This window comes from Nostoc sp. DedQUE04 (assembly GCF_034530995.1).
In the GTDB taxonomy this organism is placed as follows: Bacteria; Cyanobacteriota; Cyanobacteriia; order Cyanobacteriales; family Nostocaceae; genus Nostoc.
Genome location: NZ_JAVRCA010000108.1, coordinates 1 through 16,799, shown reverse-complemented (window position 1 = coordinate 16,799; position 16,799 = coordinate 1). Strand labels below are relative to the sequence as shown.

Sequence of the window (16,799 nt, the reverse complement as noted above, 5' to 3'; positions counted from 1 at the left end):
TTTTTTCTTTTAATCCTTTTATTCAGAATACTCGGAAAGTGACAGAAGAGGGATAATATCGTGTCTGGTAAAAGACTTATCATTAAGACTGCAAGGGGGCAGGGAGCAGGGAGCAGAGGAGGTTCAGGTGCAGAAAAGAGGGGCTTTTGGGCTTTCTGCATATATTCGGGAAGCAAAACTAATTAGGCGGACATGATATAAAACTACTACTTTGTTAAGCTAAATGCCCCGACAGCAGATTCATCTGTTGCAAAGATTTTCGTTAATGGTATTACGGATCGATGATGGCTTTTGGTTGCAAAGATACAGATTGCCCATTAACTGACAATGCTGTAGCTTCTAAAATCTGACTGTAACGATTGCGAGTGCCGAATCCTTTGGCTTGAATTGTGTTTTTGATGTTTGCCATACTGGTTAGCTGTTCGCCTACATGGGGCGGGAACTTGACAATAGTGCCATTAGAAATAATAACGCCGTTAATTTCTCCTCGATGTCCCACCAACCAATTCTGAGCAGTTCCCTGTGCAGATAAGGTACTGTAGTTGCTCAAGCTGGGTGGTTGGGGGGCGATTGTGGGAGGTTGTTCGACTCAAGTCTGTCCAGTTTGAGAATTGGTAATGCTTTTGGCTCTTACTTCCTGTCCAAAGCGAGTGGAAAAGCCAGGATCGCCAAAAATGCTCACTTTCGTGTTTGGGGTAATTATCCGCACCAAACTGTCCGCCATCTGGGGAGGAAATTTCACCTGTAGCCCGTTATTAAGTAATAGCCCATCCAACCTTACCTTCAGGGTTGAGAAGATACTGTTTTACCTCTCCAGTGAAAGTGGTTCCGGCTGTGGAGGGTAATTCTGGTGGGGGTGCTGGGGGAATATCTAGAGGATTAGCATTGGCTAAATTGGCACTTGGGAGATTAGCTTCTAGCGATCGCCCGCTTGGTGTAGCATTACTAGCAACAGTATTGTACGTCCAAAAACCGAAAAGTGCGATCGCTGCTCCGATGCCGCCACTAGTTAAAATTAACTTTAACTTGCGTTGGCGATCGCGCTCTCGGATTTGCTTGGCTTGAATCTGCTGTATTGCTTGTTGAATCATCTCTGGAGGAATTTGTACTTCTGCTCCAGCCTGCATAATTTCTTCTAAAGAATAATCCTGATTTTCTTGGGCATACAACTGAGCCGCTTGAGCGAAAACATCGGCAGCAATTTCTTTTGGAATGCGAACTTTAGAGTTATTCATCTGCTTTAATTCAATTTAATTGCTAACTAGAACTTTTAGAAGTGCAAAACTCGTGCCATAGATACAAGACACTCGTTAGCTAGTAAGGCAGGATGAAAAATGAGCAACTGAAATTTGGCATAGTTTTTGCACTTCTAGAAGTTCTAACCCTTATTCCATGCAACCTATTGTGTTATCTCAACGTTGGACACTCCGGCGACAGCTAACAATCCTCAGCATCCTTTTTTTAGGTTTAAGTGGAGCTGCTTTATGGTTAGTGGTACAACTATTTGAAAGTCTAGAAGGTGCTGTTGTTGCTAGAAATCAGAGAGAATTAGCTTTTGCCAACACCAGACTAATTAAGCTGTTTTGGGAATCAAATCTTGGGCAAACACCAAAGCCAGGTAAGCCGTTAGCGGAGCTTTCAAACGATGCCCTAACTGTTTTCCCAAGGGTAGAAGGCGGATTTTATCTGCTGCAACAAGACCAGCTTTTAGGCTATGCCTATCCTACCCACGGGGGCCCTGTCCCCAAAAAAGATATTCCTCCTGCTGAACGAGACACAATTTTGCAATTGACTCGCAGAGCCACAAGCCAAGGTTTACCCCAGGAATTAGTACTGCACCCCGGTCTTGATATCTTGGTACTGCGTGCTGACCCTCTACCTCTGTGGGGAGCAGTGTGGACGATGAAACGTATGCCTCATCTAGAAGATAGGAATCAAAACGTTTTAAGTGTTTTCGTAGTTTTAGGAATTTTAGTTGTAGGAGTTTGGACTTTTTATATTGCCTTACAACTTCAGTGGGGAGTGCAGCGACTCCAGCAAAGTATTAAGGCAATGGAAGAGGATAAAGCTTCGCTAATTCCGCCGCTACCCGCAGAAATGGGACTGTTGGGAACTGCAATTAATAGTATGCAATACCATCGCCAAGAGTTAGAGCAGCGCTTGCACCGAGTTGAGCGCTTGGCTTCTCTGGGACAACTGGTAGCGGGGGTAGCTCATGAAGTCCGCAATCCCTTAGCTAGTATGCGTCTAAATTTGCAATATACAGAACGGCAATTAAAAAAGCAGGGAATTACGACTTTACCGATCGCTAGTTTACTAGAACAAGTAGACCGTTTAGAGATGTTGGTGCGACGGCTATTGTATTTTGACCAAAATCAGCAAGAAGAAATGGTAATTACTTCCCTAGAAGCGATCGCTTTTGAATCAGTTTCTCTATTACGTCTCAAAGCCGAAGAACAGGGAGTAACACTTTTTTATCGCTCTGCTGCTGAACCTTTGCCCCAAGTACCACTACGCCGCCGAGAGTTAGGACAGGTAATGGTTAACTTAATCTTAAATGCCATCCAAGCAAGTCCACCAGAAAGCGAAGTTGAGGTTGGTGTCAGCCAAGAGCAAGACTACTTAGTGACTTGGGTAAAAGATAATGGCGCAGGTTTAGCACCAGAAGAACGCGATCGCATTTTCGATCCTTTTTATTCCACAAAACCCCAAGGAACAGGTTTAGGTTTAGCAATTAGCCACGAGATTGTCACCCGCCACGGAGGGCATATTGATTTGAAATCTCAACCGGGTTGCACCGTTTTTAGCGTTTACTTACCGAAGAATCATAACGATGGCTAAAATTTTGATTATTGATGATGAAAAAGCTTTGCGTCAAGCGATGGCGCAGATTTTAAAAGATGAAGGCCACGACGTAGTAGAGGCGGGAGACGGAGAGCAAGGACTGAAGATGATTCAACAAGATATCACATCTCGTCCTGACTTGGTATTTCTAGATTTAAAAATGCCCAAAACTCAGGGTAATGCTGTTTTAAAAGCTTTAGGTAGCAAAACGTTGTTTGAAGTGCCAGTAATTGTGATGACAGCTTATGGAACAAGTCGTACAGCCATTGAAGCTATGCAGTTGGGAGCTTATGATTATTTAACTAAACCCTTCGATTTAGAAGATCTAGTCAACTTGGCGCAAAAAGCTTTAGCTCATTCCCAAGCATCCGCCGAGCAAATTGGTGAAGCAAATATTCAAAATCTCGGACAACCAGAAGAACTGTTGGGGCGATCGCCTAAAATGGCAGAAGTTTTTAAACTCATTGGTAGACTTGCCCAAGGAAACACCACAGTTTTGATTGTCGGCGAATCAGGTACAGGCAAAGAATTGGTCGCTTCCACACTGCATAATGCTAGCCCTCGCAGTCGCGGCCCTTTAGTAAAAGTTAACTGTGCAGCTCTCCCAGAACATTTATTAGAAGCAGAATTATTTGGTCACGAAAAAGGAGCCTTCACTGGAGCGAATCACTTGCGAATTGGTCGCTTTGAACAAGCTAATGGCGGTACAATTTTTCTGGATGAAGTTGGAGAATTGAGCCAAATCATTCAAGGGAAATTGTTGCGAGTATTACAAGATAAATCCTTCGAGCGCTTGGGTAGTAACCAAACCAAAACTGTAGATGTCCGCATTTTAGCTGCCACCAATCGGAATTTAGAACAATTGGTACGCCTGAATCAGTTTCGAGAAGACCTTTATTATCGCTTTAATGTAGTACGAATTGAACTGCCACCTTTGCGCGATCGCCCCGAAGATTTAGAACAACTTACCCAACATTTTTTAAGTTCTATTGCCCTAAGAAATGGAATTAAAAATTTAGCAATCACCTCAACTGCCCTAGAAAAACTCAGAGGTTACGCTTGGCCGGGAAATGTGCGAGAACTGCAAAATACTTTAGAGAGAGCAGCAGTTTTTTCTGGAGGAAGAACCATTCTTCCAGAGCATCTCATTTTTAATCAAGAATATCAGATGAATTTAAATTTAGAACAAGCGATCGCTCAGTTAGAAATAAACTTTATCCGCCATGCTTTAGCACTTTATCCCCAAGAACCCCACAAAGCATTAGGAATTTCTGTCGAAAGCTTTGAACAAAAAAAGAAACAATGGAATTTATAGCAAAAACTTTCAACTTCTCGTTCCTTGGCAGAGCCAAGGAATGGCTTTGGGGAGACTCCGCCTCCTTGGACTATAGGCAGAGCCTATATACTGATGAGCAATTAGCCCAGCTTTTGAAAATCCAATTTTCTCTGCCAATTACTCGCAGAACAGTCACAAAATACCGTAAAATTGCCGGAATAAAGTCATCACATCAGCGCAAGTTGACTGATAAAAAGATGGGAAGCAATAGCAAGAAGCAAGGAAGTCTCTTGAAATATCAAAGTTGAGCCTTTGAACCTGAACATTGCACCTTTGAACCTGAACGTTACGCCTTTGAGCCTGAACGTTGCGGCTTTGAGCCTGAACGTTGCGGCTTTGAACCTGAAAGTTGCGCCTTTGAAGGCGAACATTGAGCCTTTGAGCCTGGAAGTTGGGCCTTTGAAGGTGAACGTTGCACCTTTGAGCCTGGAAGTTGCGTCTTTGAACCTGAACATTGAACCTTTGAGCCTCGAAGTTGCACCTTTGAACCTGAACGTTGCACCTTTGAGCCTGAACGTTGCACCTTTGAGCCTGAAATTTTAAGTTTGATTGTTGACAAATGACCAATGACAAATAACTAAATCCAAAAATAAGCCAGGATGAGAGTCACGACAGTTAGCGGTAGACCAAAACGCAGATGTTCCCAGAATGACAATTGATAACCAAGTTTTGCAACAGCCTCAGCAACAATTAAATTGGCAACTGAACCTAACAAAGTTAGATTACCAGCTAAAGTAGATCCTGCTGCTAATAGTAACCAAGTTTTCGTGTCTGGATGGGGAATTAAATGTTGTAGTAATAATACTGCTGGAACATTAGAAACTAAATTTGAAAGCAGAGCAGTAATTCCTAATATGCTCAAGGGATTATAAACTAAACCGCTAAATAAATTCAATATACCTAATTTTTCTACTCCAGCAGTCACAATAAATAGTCCAGAGAACATCACCAGTAAATCCCAATCAACTTTATTTAAAACTCGTTGCGGTTTGATTCGCCTAGTAATGAACAGTAAACCAGCAGCTACAAGTGTTGCTTGGGCTGGAGGTATCCCAATTAAAAATGCAATTAATAATCCTCCGGTTATCAATAGGCTTTTAGTAAGCAACGGTTTAAATATGCGGTAACGCACGGGGGTTACGCTCGGACAAGATTTAGTAGAACGGACATCAGGATAAAGCCACCACAATAACCCAATTTGGATTAACAAACTTACTAATGCGATGGGAGTCAATGCTTTCGCAAAATCGAGATAGCTGATCCCAGAGAAGGAACCAATCAAAATATTTTGTGGATTGCCACTTAAGGTAGCTACTGAGCCTAGATTAGTTGCTCCCGCCAAAGCAAGTAAGTAAGGAATCGGATTGAGGTTCAAAGTTTGGGTTAAACCGAGAACCAAAGGAGTCAAAATTAGAGCGATGGTATCATTCAGAAAAAAAGCGGAGAGAATTCCACTGCCGAAAGTTAAAACAATTAGCAAACCTAAAGGGCTGCGGGTGAAGCGTGTAACTGTATCAAGGGTTAATTGGAAAAAACCAGCGTAAGCTAAGTTTGTGCTGATTACCATCATGCCGAACAGGAAAATCAGCGTTTTATAGTCTATTGCTTGCCATGCTTCTTTGAGGTCTAATACCCCGAATGCCATCAGCAAAGATGCACCAACTAAAGCAATACTGGCTCGGTTCATCCGCAAACCAGGGAGATATCCTAAACCCAAACCGATATAAGTCAGTCCAATGATGATGTATCTGAAAACAATCATGATTTTGCTAGATGCTTTTGATTAAGTAGTCATTGGTCATTTGTCATTTGTCATTTGTCATTGGTCATTGGATTTTAGTGCATACCTCGCCTCTTGTGGGTGGAAAAACTTTATCTTTTATGGGACTAATTCAAACCATGTTAAGGAGTGAACGGGTTTATTTTGGACTAATGACTAACGACTAATACTTCGACTACGCTCAGTACAAGTGACTAATGACTAATGACTAATGACTAATAATTAATGACTGCCCTAAGCGGTTTGAGGTGATGCTTTTCTATTAACTCCTGTTTTTGTTTCAGGTACACAGAACCAAAAAACTGCTAAAGCCACAACTGCGATCGCTGCTAAAATCAAAAAACCAACATTGTAACCAGCACTTTTAACCACAAACCCAGCTAGCACGTTGCTCAAACCCGCACCAATGCCAATAGCAGTATTGAGCATTCCTTGGGTAACATTAAAGCGTCCCGTGCCTTTAGTCAAATCAGCTACCATTAACACCGAAAGCACACCAAAAATCCCGCCTGCAATACCATCCAGAATTTGCACAGAAACGAGAAAATAGGGATTGCCCGAAAGTGTATACAGCACTCCTCGAATCGGTAAGACGGCAAAACCCAGCAAAAATATAGGTTTTCGGGCTGTATGTGCAAAACGCCCAGCCAAGTTAGACACTGGAATCATCACTAACTGAGCGACAATGATACAAGCAGACATATAAACTGTGTCACTTGTGCCTTTACCCTGTGCCAATTCTTGACCAACTAGCGGTAACATGGCAGCATTGGCAAAGTGAAACAGAACTACTGCAATAGTAAAGAATAAGATTTGGCGATCGCTCAATAATTGCAATATGCCTTCATGGCCCTGCTGATGTTTTTGATTATCTTCCTCCTCTCTCTCTTCACCATCTCCACGCGCTAGTTCGTGGTCAATCTCTCTTTCGCGAATCATCCTCACTGAAATAATACTGCCCACAGCCATAGCTGCAACCAAGAAAAATATTGCCTTGCGGGCAATAAAGTAACCCACTAAACCAGCGAGAGTAGCAGCTAGCAGATTTCCTGTATGGTTAAATGTTTCATTACGACCTACTCGCCTATCTAATCTCTCATGTCCTACGAGTCCCAGAGTAATAGCAGTAATCGCAGGTGGAAAAATTGCTGCTGCAATCCCAATCATAATCTGAGAGCCAATGACAACAGGCAAATTGGGGAACAAGCCCATAGCAATACAGCCGATAGAAACAAACACAGCCGCCAGTACAATCAACATTCGTTTTTGACGTAGCCTGTCAACCAATGCACCGGCTGGTGTTTGAGCAATAACTGTGGCAATTGCCGAAGCTGACATCGCCATGCCAATCTGGGCTGGGTTCCAATTTGCTGAAGCTTTCAGGTAAATACTCAGATATGGCCCAACACCATCGCGCACATCTGCGAGAAACACATTCAAGTAATCAAGCGATCGCAAACTCTTCTTACTCGGTCTTCGCTGTTGTTGCATAAGTCTTTAGTGATATTGTGTCAGCTATGGAGCGGTCACAATCCTTTTGTGCAAAAATCGTGCCAAATCAATAGTCTCCGGCTGCATCTAGCGAAAAAACCTTCTTTGTGCCAGATACAACTTACACAAGTAATAGCCGAAACCCTGATTTTCAATTAACGTGAGTTCGACAGACGTCTCCCTCCCCTAAAAGGCGAACGCGTTGCGTCTCCGTAAGGAGAGGGAGGAGTAAAGTCCTTTCTTTAATGGGAAATAGTGAAGATTTTTAGATTTTAATTGCACTTTTTTGTGTGGATATCAGTGCGATCGCAAAAAGAAATCCCCTCTGCTTTTGCCATAGTAAAGTAATTACAACGCAAAGGGAATTTCATTTTTATTAATATTTCTGTAGAGGCAGGTTTTAAGGATAATTCTGGCAAAAAAGTCGTTTATTTGATTTAAAACCCACCAAAACCTATGTTGTATTGATTTTTAGCTGTGTAGTCAGTTGGGCTATTTCCAATCGGGAATTTCAGCGTCTTCACCACCAATCCCGATTCCAGTGTTAAATATTTCCGCATCAGTAAGATTTAGATTGTTCATTGATGCTTGATACACATTAGAATCGTGAATAGTAGCGCCAGTAAAATTTACTCCGTTGAGATTGACTTGCTTTAAATTCACATTGGTTACATAAGCAGATGTTAGGTTAGCACCTGCCAAGTTTGCACCAGTTAAGTCAGCACCTTCGAGGTTAGCTCCTACAAGGTTAGCTCCTTGGAGCTTCGAGCCTCTCAAGTCAGCACCAATTAAATGAGCGCCACTGAGGTTAGCTCCTGATAGTTCGCACCTAACACATTCCCCAGTTGAAAGCAGCTTTTGTAAATCCTGTGGATTCTCGGCTCTAACCGAGCTAGCGAAAAATAGGGGTGTTGCTAAGGCCATGGCCGCTAATAGCTGGAGTTTCATAATTTCCCCCTTAATAATCAAGTTTGCGTCCGTTCTGTCCCTCACAACTCTATTATCTCACTAAACTTCGTGAGGTCAATCTCTCTTGTGACAATCTATCTCCTGACAAGGTAGTTGCGATCTGAAACTCAGATAAAAGTGATGTCAAAAATGCCATTAATTCTGACTTTTTGGCAATTTTTACCGAATAATTCCTCAAAAACGTCCCCTCTTAAATTACTATTAAATCTTTAAAAATTAAAAGCTGGCGCTATCCGCTATAGCTAATTTTATGAGTATTTATACTTTATTTATCAATTGATAGTTTAGCTTAAGTCCTCAGAAATTCTCGCATATACTGATTAACTAATTCCGGCTGTTCTTGCTGCACCCAATGGCCACAATTAGGAATGTACTTGATTTGAAAATCCCTGACATAAGCTGCGGTGTCGTAGGTTAGTTCTTTGCCAAGTGCAGGGTCATTTTCTCCCCAAATCATCAGTGTTGGCACTTCCAGAACGCTCCAATTTGGATTTACCATTCTTTGTTGAAAAATATTGCGGTAATAGTTCAACATTGCTGTGAGGGCACCGCGTTTTGCAGCAGCATTTTTATAAGCGTCAATATCCGCTTTACTGAAAGCACTCTTGTTAACTGCCATACTTTTAAAAGTTGTTTCAATAGCTTGGTAGTCTGAAGACTGTAAAAGTAATTCTGGTATCCACGGTAGTTGAAAGAAAAATACGTAGTTGCTACGTAGCGACTGTTGAGGAGTGCGTAACCCTTGGGCAAATTTAGCAGGATGAGGCAGGTTAAGAATAATTAATTGTTCTAACATTTCGGGGTGAGTGTATGCGAAATTCCAAGCGATCGCACCACCCCAATCATGTCCAACTAATACACATTTTTGATATCCTAATCCTTTAATTACTCCCTCAACATCTTTGATAAAATCATCCATGACATAAGCTGATTGCTCATTTGGTTTATCACTATCGTTGTAGCCACGCAAGTCAAGGGCAACGACTTTAAAATTTTGGGCAAATTCTGGTATTTGATGCCGCCAAGAATACCAAAACTCAGGAAACCCATGCAACATCAACATTAAAGGGCCTTCACCTTGGGTAACGTAGTGTAGTTTTACCCGATTGGTAATTATATATTCGTGTTTCCAAGAACTTTCTATTAGAGACATAATTAATCCAAATTCAGCATTAAAAAATACTAAATACTAATACTGTACTTAGCAAGTTTAATATTATTTTGATCGGTCTCACATCTATTGAAAGACAGTATTCCGATAGTGATTTTTTGCACAAATATTAGACAATTTGTCTTGAGGTAGATGTGAATCGTGGGCAAATTTTGGTAAAAGGTAGATATAATTCTTCCCAACTACCATGACACAACAGTTGACAAACCATCCTTCATTGTGGGTTGAGCGACTGGGACGATTTGGCTATATTTCTAAGGGAGTAGTTTACGGTATAGTTGGACTACTGGCAGCACAGACAGCTTTTGGCAGGGGTGGTAAAACAACTGATACGCAAGGCGCTCTCCAAACAATCGTCAACCAGCCATTTGGTCAATTTTTGCTGACTCTAGTTGCAATTGGCTTAATTGGATACGTAATCTGGCGTTTTGTACAGGCAATTAAAGACCCAGAAAATAAAGGTAATGATGCCAAAGGTTTAGCAATACGAATTGGTTACGCAGTTAATGGCTTGATTTATGCAAGTTTAGCCTTAAGTGCTGTGCAAATCGTTATGGGTACAGGCAGTGGTAAAAATAGTAGTGATTCTACTGAAGATTCGACAGCACGTTTGCTTTCTCAACCCTTTGGCCAATGGTTAGTTGGAACTGTGGGGGTGTTTGTAATTGCTCTAGGTTTCTATCAGTTTTATCAAGCTTTTAGTGGCAAATTTCGTAAAGAACTCAATTTAACTGAATTAAGCAACACACAAGCCCAATGGGTAATGAGAATTTCCAGATTTGGTTTAGCGGCACGGGGTATCGTATTTTGCATTATCGGTTGGTTTTTAATTGAAGCTGCAAGGCAATCGAACGCCGCTACCGCAGAAGGTTTGGATGAAGTATTACAGACGCTAGCACAACAGCCTAACGGAGCATGGCTTTTGGGTATTGTGGCACTAGGTTTAGTTGCCTATGGGATTTACACAATAATACAAGCGCGGTATCGTCGACTAGTCAGTGTTTAGATGGTGCAGTGTCGAGAATTTCAATCAAACAGAATTCAGGAATTAGGAGTCAGAATTCAAAATTAATTCTGTACGATTGGCGGACGAATAATCGGGTTTAAAACCCCTACAAAACAAGAAAATTTGACCCACTAATTGCTTCTGACTCCTGTTAGCGGTAGCGGGGCGTTTAGCCCATTGTGACTCCTGAATTCTTCTTCAAAGAAATGGCAATAATAGAAACTCGTGGTATTTGGTTGACTACTACTGATAGTCAAGTTCTTAGATCGAAGGAACGCATTGCTGAGGCGATGGATTTCCTGGCCGAAACGGGATTTAATGTGGTGTTTCCCGTTGTTTGGAACAAAGCAGTAACTCTGTATCCCAGTCAAACAATGCAGCAGACATTTGGAGTCGAAATTGACCCGATGTCTGTAGACCGCGACCCTTTAGAAGAGGTGATAATTGAGGCGCGGCGAGTCGGATTGAAAGTCATTCCTTGGTTTGAATACGGTTTTGCCAGTTCCTACAATTTGAATGGTGGTGTACTTTTACAAAAAAAACCGGAATGGGCTGCGCGTGATTATAAGGGTAACTTACTGAAGAAAAACGGCTTTGAGTGGTTGAATGCACTCGATCGACAGGTGCAGGAATTTTTCTTAAAGTTAGTGCTGGAAGTTGCGAATAATTATGATGTGGATGGTATTCAAGGAGACGATCGCTTCCCTGCATTACCCTCTGAAGGTGGCTACGATCGGGTAACTGTCAACCGTTATCGCCAGGAATTCGATCGCAATCCACCACAGAACCACAAGGATAAGCAATGGTTACAGTGGCGTGCAGATATTCTCAGTGAGTTTTTGGCGCATCTCTACTGGAAGGTGAAAGCGGTGAATCCTAATTTATTAGTTGCGATCGCACCTAATATCTATGATTGGGCATTCCAGGAATATCTGCAAGACTCACCCGCATGGCTGAAGCGGGGAATCGTTGATATGATTCAGCCGCAGATTTATCGCCGTGACTTTAGGAGTTATCAGGCGATCGTTGATAAACTAGTAAACCAGCAGTTTACAGATACAACACTGCCCAAGTTAGCACCAGGAATATTGATGAAGCTTGGCTCTTACTGTATTAGTCCAGAATATCTGGTGCAGGCAATTGAATACAATCGTCAACTTGGCATTCAAGGAGAGGTATTCTTTTTTTACGAAGGTTTGCGCGAGAATAACAATGCCCTTGCTAAAGTTTTGCGAAATGGGCCTTATGCTAAGTTTGCATCATTTCCCACTTTGTCAGATTTGAGTGCAGGTGGTGTGAGTCACAAGACGACATCTTCTATTTGGTCAGGAATGGAAAATTTGTTAAAAAAGATTTTTTAAGGAAAAAGGCGCGTGAAATATAAATTGCCAGTGGAAAAGGTAATTAATACTTTAAAAGAAGATTTACCGACACTTTTTGAAAAAGATATTTCTTATGACATTTATACACAGGATATCTATTTTAAAGACCCCGTGAATACATTCAAATACAAATTTAACTATCGCATTATATTTTGGACTTTACGATTTCATGCGCGGCTATTTTTTACTCAGATTTACTTTGATGTGCATGAGATTTATCAGTCAGATGAAGATACGATTTTAGCAAAATGGACAGTGAGGGGGGTGTTGCGCGTTCCTTGGAAAGCAGGGTTACTTTTCAATGGCTATTCGACATATAAACTCAATCAAGATAATTTTATATACAAGCATATCGACACCTGGGATAGAAAGCCAGGGGAGATTCTACGACAGTTTTGGCAAAGGTAAAGCAATAGCTAATTGGATTTTTTACGAGCCTTGTAAAATCTCATTAATTTGACTGATTCTCTGTTTTATTTGTTCTGTCAGAGAATTTCTTAATAAGTCCAGATTTTCGGCTGAAAAGTTTAGTATTCCTAAAGCATATAATAGGCTAGAAACACCAATAAATAAAGCCAAAATTCTCCCAAAACAACCAGGATTGATTTCAATAAAAGCTAATTTAGATTGTCCAATTACAGCAATCGTTATAAAAACAATTCCTGCTATTAAAAAGGTGCTATTTGGAGTTAAATCTGTCATTTTTCGATTAAGATGCTTTAGCACTTTTATTGTAGCTATTATTAGTTAAAATTTCTGCTTCTGCTAAATGCAAAAACATAAAAATTTTACAACTCAACATCCACCCCAAACTAATAAGGCTCTGGCTATTACAGTATCGGTCTTGGAATTCATAGTATGCTATGATTTAGAAAGGGATATTTAGACTTTAAGACTTGTTGAGCGACAAATAGCCTTAATTGTCTAAATTGTGTATAAATTGTTTCTGTTTTGCTCAGATACCGAAACAAAAACCCATATTTTGTAAGCAGCGACCTAACTGATATGTCTCTAGATATAAATCAGATGTTTTTAAGTGGCAGCTGATTTAAACCTCAATTTTGCTGAAACTATTCTGTGGTAAAACCTTCAGTATCAAAAAGCCAAAATGTTATCACTCGTGTACTAGACGTTAATTTAGTTTATATATTAAACTGCACTAAGACGATAGGAATAGTGGGTTTTTATGGAAAGCGTCCAAAACGTTAGTCAAGAGTTGAATGTAACAAGAGACACAGCACTAGAGCAATTACAACAGTCTACTCCAGTAGAATTCAAAAAAGACATTTTCAAAAAACTCAGAGGTGGATTTTTTCTGGTACTAGGATATTTACTATCACCCCTATGTTGGTGGAATGACCTACTATTCAATCTGCCAATAGCTTATGGTTTTGGGTATGCATGTAGTTTACTTTCCCCAAAATTGCTTCTACCTTGTTCAATTATCGGATATTGGCTCTCTAATATTGTGGGAATTCTCTTGATGCAATTCGGTTCTAAGGACATTTTTCAAAAAGAACCTCAAGAGCATAACCTCAAAAAAGAATTGTTCACAGGTCTAATTTCTTCAACAGTTTATACACTGTTGATTATGCTATTGATCCAGTTGAAGATTCTCGATTCTCCCATTTTATTCTCCAACAGTTAATTTAGTTGATCATCCTTTCTCCAAAGGAATCGATAGTATGGGCGCAGCTCTATACGTCCATACTATTTCAAAAAATCGGGGTTTTGAGTCTGTTAATGGAGAGTAAATCAGCGAACAAGAAGATCAATTCTCATCAAATTTTAAAAATTCACTTAAATTCAATAATTTTGGAGCCTCCTTACTTACAATTAATGGCAACTTACCATTCCATTTTTCTAGTGCTTGCCTTTGCAGAATTTCTGGAGTTAAACCATCACGTAATAATCTGTGCGTCTCAGCCTCTCCTTTGGCTAAATTCACTTTTGCTTCAGCCTCTTTTGTTGCTTTCAATGCGATAAATTCTGCTCGTTTTGCTTCTTGTTCAGCAATCTGCTTCGCCTCCACCGCCTCATCAAATCGTTCTGAAAAATGGACATGAACTAGAGAAATATCATCAACTGCAACGTGATAGCTACCCAATCTTGTGGACAATGCATCATCTACTCCACTCTTGACTTCTCCTCGTTTAGTAATAATTTCTTCAGCAGTATACTTTGCTATTACCGCTTTTAGTACTTCTTCAACGGCTGGGCTAATAATCCGAATAACTACATTTTGTTCATCTCCAATTTCCTGAAAAATGACATTTGTTTCCTGGGGAATAATATGCCAATTGAGAGCTACATCGGCAAAAACATTTTGTAAATCTTTGGAAGAAGCCTCAGCAAAAATTTCCTGTTTTTGGACTCTAATACTCAACTTTTTCACAGTATTGACTACAGGAATAATTAAGTGAAGTCCTTCTCCTAATATCTGGTTTTGTACTTCGCCAAATTTCATTAATACACCACGTTCTCCTGCATTTATAATCACACAAGGCGTGAGTAAGAGAGTTATCAAACACAAAAGAGCGGTCAGTTTACCGGCACTGTTAAAACTTGTAATTTTTATCATCTGTGTGAACCATGTATGCATCTTGCATAGAGACACATATTTAGGAGTTATGGGCTTCTTCCCGTCATGATTTTAGCTCGACTTGATCCAAAATTAAGAACATTCTCGACTCAATAGCAACTGCCCATTATTCAGCCGATATAGACCTTGCGGTTCGATAATCGGATCGCCTTTCTTCCAGGGACGGTATGTAGTTTCGACACCTCTCACCTCACCAGTTATGTAGTTAGAAACCAAAACCCCAGGACGATTAGTAGTCAAAGCACCGGAACCTGTGATGGTAAAAGAGTTTTCTTGTCGCTTGGTGCCGCGTGAAATACAACTATTGGCGATGAGTGCATTAGCGTCGATGACTGGAGGTAATTCGGTGAACCTATTTTGGATGGAACTGGTATCAGGTACGTTAATATTAATCGCACCTGAAACACCTAATTCGGAACTGGCAGTAATATCGCTTTTTTCAGTTGGCTTTGGACGCGCTTCGATACCGAAGATACCTTGCGAGTTAATTTCGACATTTCCACCACGCCCTTCAAAAGCATTGGTGCTAATGTCGCTGTTTTCTTTGGGAATGGCGATGATGAATTTTGAGTTGATATTGATGCTACCGCCATTACCTGCACCTTCTGCCAAACCCGCAGTTGCAGAAATAGAGCTATTACTACGTAGCAACAGTAAACCATCAACTATCAAGTTAATGTTGCCTCCATTAGTTGTTCCAGTTTCAGCCGAGACTTGAGATTGATTTTCTAGTTGCAGAGTATCAGCTTTAACTGAAATATTTCCTGCTTCTCCTTTACCAAAACTGTCAACAAAAATAAATGATTGATTGTTGAGGTCAATTAATCGCCCATTTATAAAAATACCACCTCCCTTCCCTTCTGCGTTGGTAGCTAGAGAACTAACAATTCTGCTATTGTCGAGGAAAATGCGATCGCCTGCATTTAAAGTAATATTACCCGCATCACCTTTGCCAAGTGTGGCGGAAATTAACTTAGCTTCGTTGGTTAATGAAATAAAATTACGAGCGTTTACGGTAATATTACCTGCATCGCCTTGCCCTTGAGTTGTTGCATCTAATTGAGCGTTATTACTCAGAGAAAGAGAATCTGCTGTAATTTCAATATTGCCACCTTTACCTACATCATTTGCTCCAGTTAGACTGCTAGCAACTCCACTTCTTGCACCACCAGCCAGTAATTGTATTCTTCCATCAAATACTACATTGTTGCGGGCATTAATTATGACATTACCTCCATTGCCGCGTCCATTGGAGACATCAGTTAATAATTGCCCTCCATTAGTAGCAACAAGAGAACCCGTTGTTATTTGAATATTCCCGCCATTGCCAACCGATTGTTCTAAAGTTGACCTTTGTCCAACACTACTAAAGATGCCGCTAGGAAAGCCATATTCTCCTGGCAATACTCCAAAATCATTAGGAGGAATTTGCTGTATTTTATAGCCATCAATAATAATCTTATCCTGAGCATTAATGTCTATATTTCCAGCATCGCCCTTGCCAAAAGTACTAGCATCTATTTGACCAGCTTGAGTAAGGCTAAGGGAATAGGAGTAAAAAAATAAGCCCCTCTACCAGCGCTGATATTAAATTCTTGAAAGCTATGAAAAAGATTGATTTGGCGAGTTGCACCACCAGTAATTACTTCTATTGGTAGTCCCAGAAAGTTGTCTATAACTTGAGAGGACTCACCCCCAAGTGTGTTATCCGGTACGATATTACTTTGCTGTGCCAGGGTTTTGCTAGTGAGGAGACTTACACTTAAGCAGCCCAGCAACCCTGCCAATCCGAACTGCAAACACCTGTTTAATCCGTATTTGATCGTCATTGGGTGCTATTCATATAGATTCTTTGAGTATCTAATAAAACTGCACTTTTAGACGATAAACAAGCGAATATTCGTTAATTATGCAGTTTTCTGCAATTAGGCGATGTCTGACAAAGACTGGACGGCGATAAAATAAATATGTCCTAAGCTTAGTGTTTTTATAGTTCGCTAAACTTACGATAAACTGTTAGTGCGATCGCTCTACAAATGGAGATTGCAAGTACTACAATAATCAATAATCAATCTGAATATAGTTATTAATTGCTGTCACAGAACCATAAATAACAAAAAGCCCCAGGCTGTGGAGCTAGGGGCTTTTATTCTAAAAATAGAACCTGGCATCGAGCTATTTTTGCGTAGGGCAACCCCTAAACTATCGTTGCCGCAGC

Annotated in this window: 19 protein-coding genes; 8 read left to right on the top strand and 11 right to left on the bottom strand. The window is 40.6% G+C overall.

What is annotated here, in order from left to right:
* Positions 1–271 precede the first annotated feature (271 nt).
* The 3 genes from RM049_RS37705 to RM049_RS37695 are packed head-to-tail and all read right to left on the bottom strand — an operon-like array spanning position 272 to position 1,235.
* Entirely contained in the window at positions 272–550 is a 279-nt protein-coding gene (locus tag RM049_RS37705; protein ID WP_322707885.1) for a hypothetical protein, read from the bottom strand.
* A 39-nt stretch (positions 551–589) separates the two neighbouring features.
* Positions 590–742 carry a hypothetical protein gene (locus RM049_RS37700; protein ID WP_322707884.1) on the bottom strand — a complete coding sequence of 51 codons (153 nt, stop codon included), beginning with the start codon at positions 740–742 and terminating at the stop codon, positions 590–592.
* A gap of 13 nt (positions 743–755) precedes the next feature.
* A complete protein-coding gene (locus RM049_RS37695; protein ID WP_322707883.1) occupies positions 756–1,235 on the bottom strand; it encodes a hypothetical protein in 480 nt (159 codons plus the stop codon).
* Positions 1,236–1,392: 157 nt separating this feature from the next.
* Here RM049_RS37695 and RM049_RS37690 point away from each other — a divergent pair, with 157 nt between their 5' ends.
* Genes RM049_RS37690 through RM049_RS37675 form a run of 4 tightly spaced genes read left to right on the top strand, consistent with a single transcriptional unit; the run spans position 1,393 to position 4,723 of the window.
* On the top strand, positions 1,393–2,841 hold the full coding sequence (locus tag RM049_RS37690) for a sensor histidine kinase (RefSeq protein ID WP_322707882.1): 1,449 nt from the start codon (positions 1,393–1,395) through the stop codon (positions 2,839–2,841).
* Positions 2,834–4,159 carry a sigma-54 dependent transcriptional regulator gene (locus RM049_RS37685; protein ID WP_322707881.1) on the top strand — a complete coding sequence of 442 codons (1,326 nt, stop codon included), beginning with the start codon at positions 2,834–2,836 and terminating at the stop codon, positions 4,157–4,159. The genes RM049_RS37690 and RM049_RS37685 overlap by 8 nt, the downstream gene beginning before the upstream one ends.
* Positions 4,147–4,428, top strand: coding sequence for a hypothetical protein (locus RM049_RS37680; RefSeq protein WP_322707880.1), 282 nt, complete (start codon positions 4,147–4,149; stop codon positions 4,426–4,428). Before RM049_RS37685 ends, RM049_RS37680 begins: the two co-directional genes overlap by 13 nt.
* A gap of 46 nt (positions 4,429–4,474) precedes the next feature.
* Complete coding sequence (locus tag RM049_RS37675) at positions 4,475–4,723, top strand: hypothetical protein (protein ID WP_322707879.1); 249 nt, start codon at positions 4,475–4,477, stop codon at positions 4,721–4,723.
* A gap of 34 nt (positions 4,724–4,757) precedes the next feature.
* Here RM049_RS37675 and RM049_RS37670 read toward each other — a convergent pair whose 3' ends face one another.
* The 4 genes from RM049_RS37670 to RM049_RS37655 all read right to left on the bottom strand — a co-directional run bounded on the left by RM049_RS37670 (position 4,758) and on the right by RM049_RS37655 (position 9,573).
* The gene (locus tag RM049_RS37670) at positions 4,758–5,942 is read right to left on the bottom strand and encodes an anion transporter (RefSeq protein WP_322707878.1); all 1,185 of its coding nucleotides are present in this window, start codon (positions 5,940–5,942) and stop codon (positions 4,758–4,760) included.
* 252 nt (positions 5,943–6,194) lie between these two features.
* Complete coding sequence (locus RM049_RS37665; protein ID WP_322707877.1) at positions 6,195–7,451, bottom strand: MFS transporter; 1,257 nt, start codon at positions 7,449–7,451, stop codon at positions 6,195–6,197.
* A 492-nt stretch (positions 7,452–7,943) separates the two neighbouring features.
* A complete protein-coding gene (locus RM049_RS37660; protein ID WP_322682602.1) occupies positions 7,944–8,399 on the bottom strand; it encodes a pentapeptide repeat-containing protein in 456 nt (151 codons plus the stop codon).
* Positions 8,400–8,709: 310 nt separating this feature from the next.
* The gene (locus tag RM049_RS37655; RefSeq protein ID WP_322707876.1) at positions 8,710–9,573 is read right to left on the bottom strand and encodes an alpha/beta hydrolase; all 864 of its coding nucleotides are present in this window, start codon (positions 9,571–9,573) and stop codon (positions 8,710–8,712) included.
* Between the two features lie 205 nt (positions 9,574–9,778).
* On the opposite strand from RM049_RS37655, the gene RM049_RS37650 reads away from it, so the two are divergent.
* From RM049_RS37650 to RM049_RS37640, 3 genes are all read left to right on the top strand, one after another.
* On the top strand, positions 9,779–10,597 hold the full coding sequence (locus RM049_RS37650) for a DUF1206 domain-containing protein (RefSeq protein WP_322675577.1): 819 nt from the start codon (positions 9,779–9,781) through the stop codon (positions 10,595–10,597).
* Positions 10,598–10,803: 206 nt separating this feature from the next.
* Positions 10,804–11,958, top strand: coding sequence for a glycoside hydrolase family 10 protein (locus RM049_RS37645; protein ID WP_322675588.1), 1,155 nt, complete (start codon positions 10,804–10,806; stop codon positions 11,956–11,958).
* A gap of 12 nt (positions 11,959–11,970) precedes the next feature.
* The gene (locus RM049_RS37640; RefSeq protein ID WP_322707875.1) at positions 11,971–12,387 is read left to right on the top strand and encodes a DUF2358 domain-containing protein; all 417 of its coding nucleotides are present in this window, start codon (positions 11,971–11,973) and stop codon (positions 12,385–12,387) included.
* A gap of 21 nt (positions 12,388–12,408) precedes the next feature.
* On the opposite strand, the gene RM049_RS37635 is transcribed toward RM049_RS37640, so the two are convergent.
* A complete protein-coding gene (locus tag RM049_RS37635; protein WP_322675575.1) occupies positions 12,409–12,681 on the bottom strand; it encodes a hypothetical protein in 273 nt (90 codons plus the stop codon).
* 484 nt (positions 12,682–13,165) lie between these two features.
* Between RM049_RS37635 and RM049_RS37630 the strand changes: the two genes are divergently transcribed.
* Entirely contained in the window at positions 13,166–13,627 is a 462-nt protein-coding gene (locus tag RM049_RS37630) for a hypothetical protein (protein WP_322707874.1), read from the top strand.
* Between the two features lie 123 nt (positions 13,628–13,750).
* Here RM049_RS37630 and RM049_RS37625 read toward each other — a convergent pair whose 3' ends face one another.
* The 3 genes from RM049_RS37625 to RM049_RS37615 all read right to left on the bottom strand — a co-directional run bounded on the left by RM049_RS37625 (position 13,751) and on the right by RM049_RS37615 (position 16,410).
* The gene (locus tag RM049_RS37625) at positions 13,751–14,560 is read right to left on the bottom strand and encodes a prohibitin family protein (RefSeq protein ID WP_322707873.1); all 810 of its coding nucleotides are present in this window, start codon (positions 14,558–14,560) and stop codon (positions 13,751–13,753) included.
* Between the two features lie 93 nt (positions 14,561–14,653).
* Entirely contained in the window at positions 14,654–15,985 is a 1,332-nt protein-coding gene (locus RM049_RS37620) for an S-layer family protein (RefSeq protein ID WP_322707872.1), read from the bottom strand.
* A 113-nt stretch (positions 15,986–16,098) separates the two neighbouring features.
* Positions 16,099–16,410, bottom strand: a complete 312-nt coding sequence (locus tag RM049_RS37615) for a hypothetical protein (protein ID WP_322707871.1) — start codon at positions 16,408–16,410, stop codon at positions 16,099–16,101.
* Between the last annotated feature and the right edge of the window lie 389 nt (positions 16,411–16,799).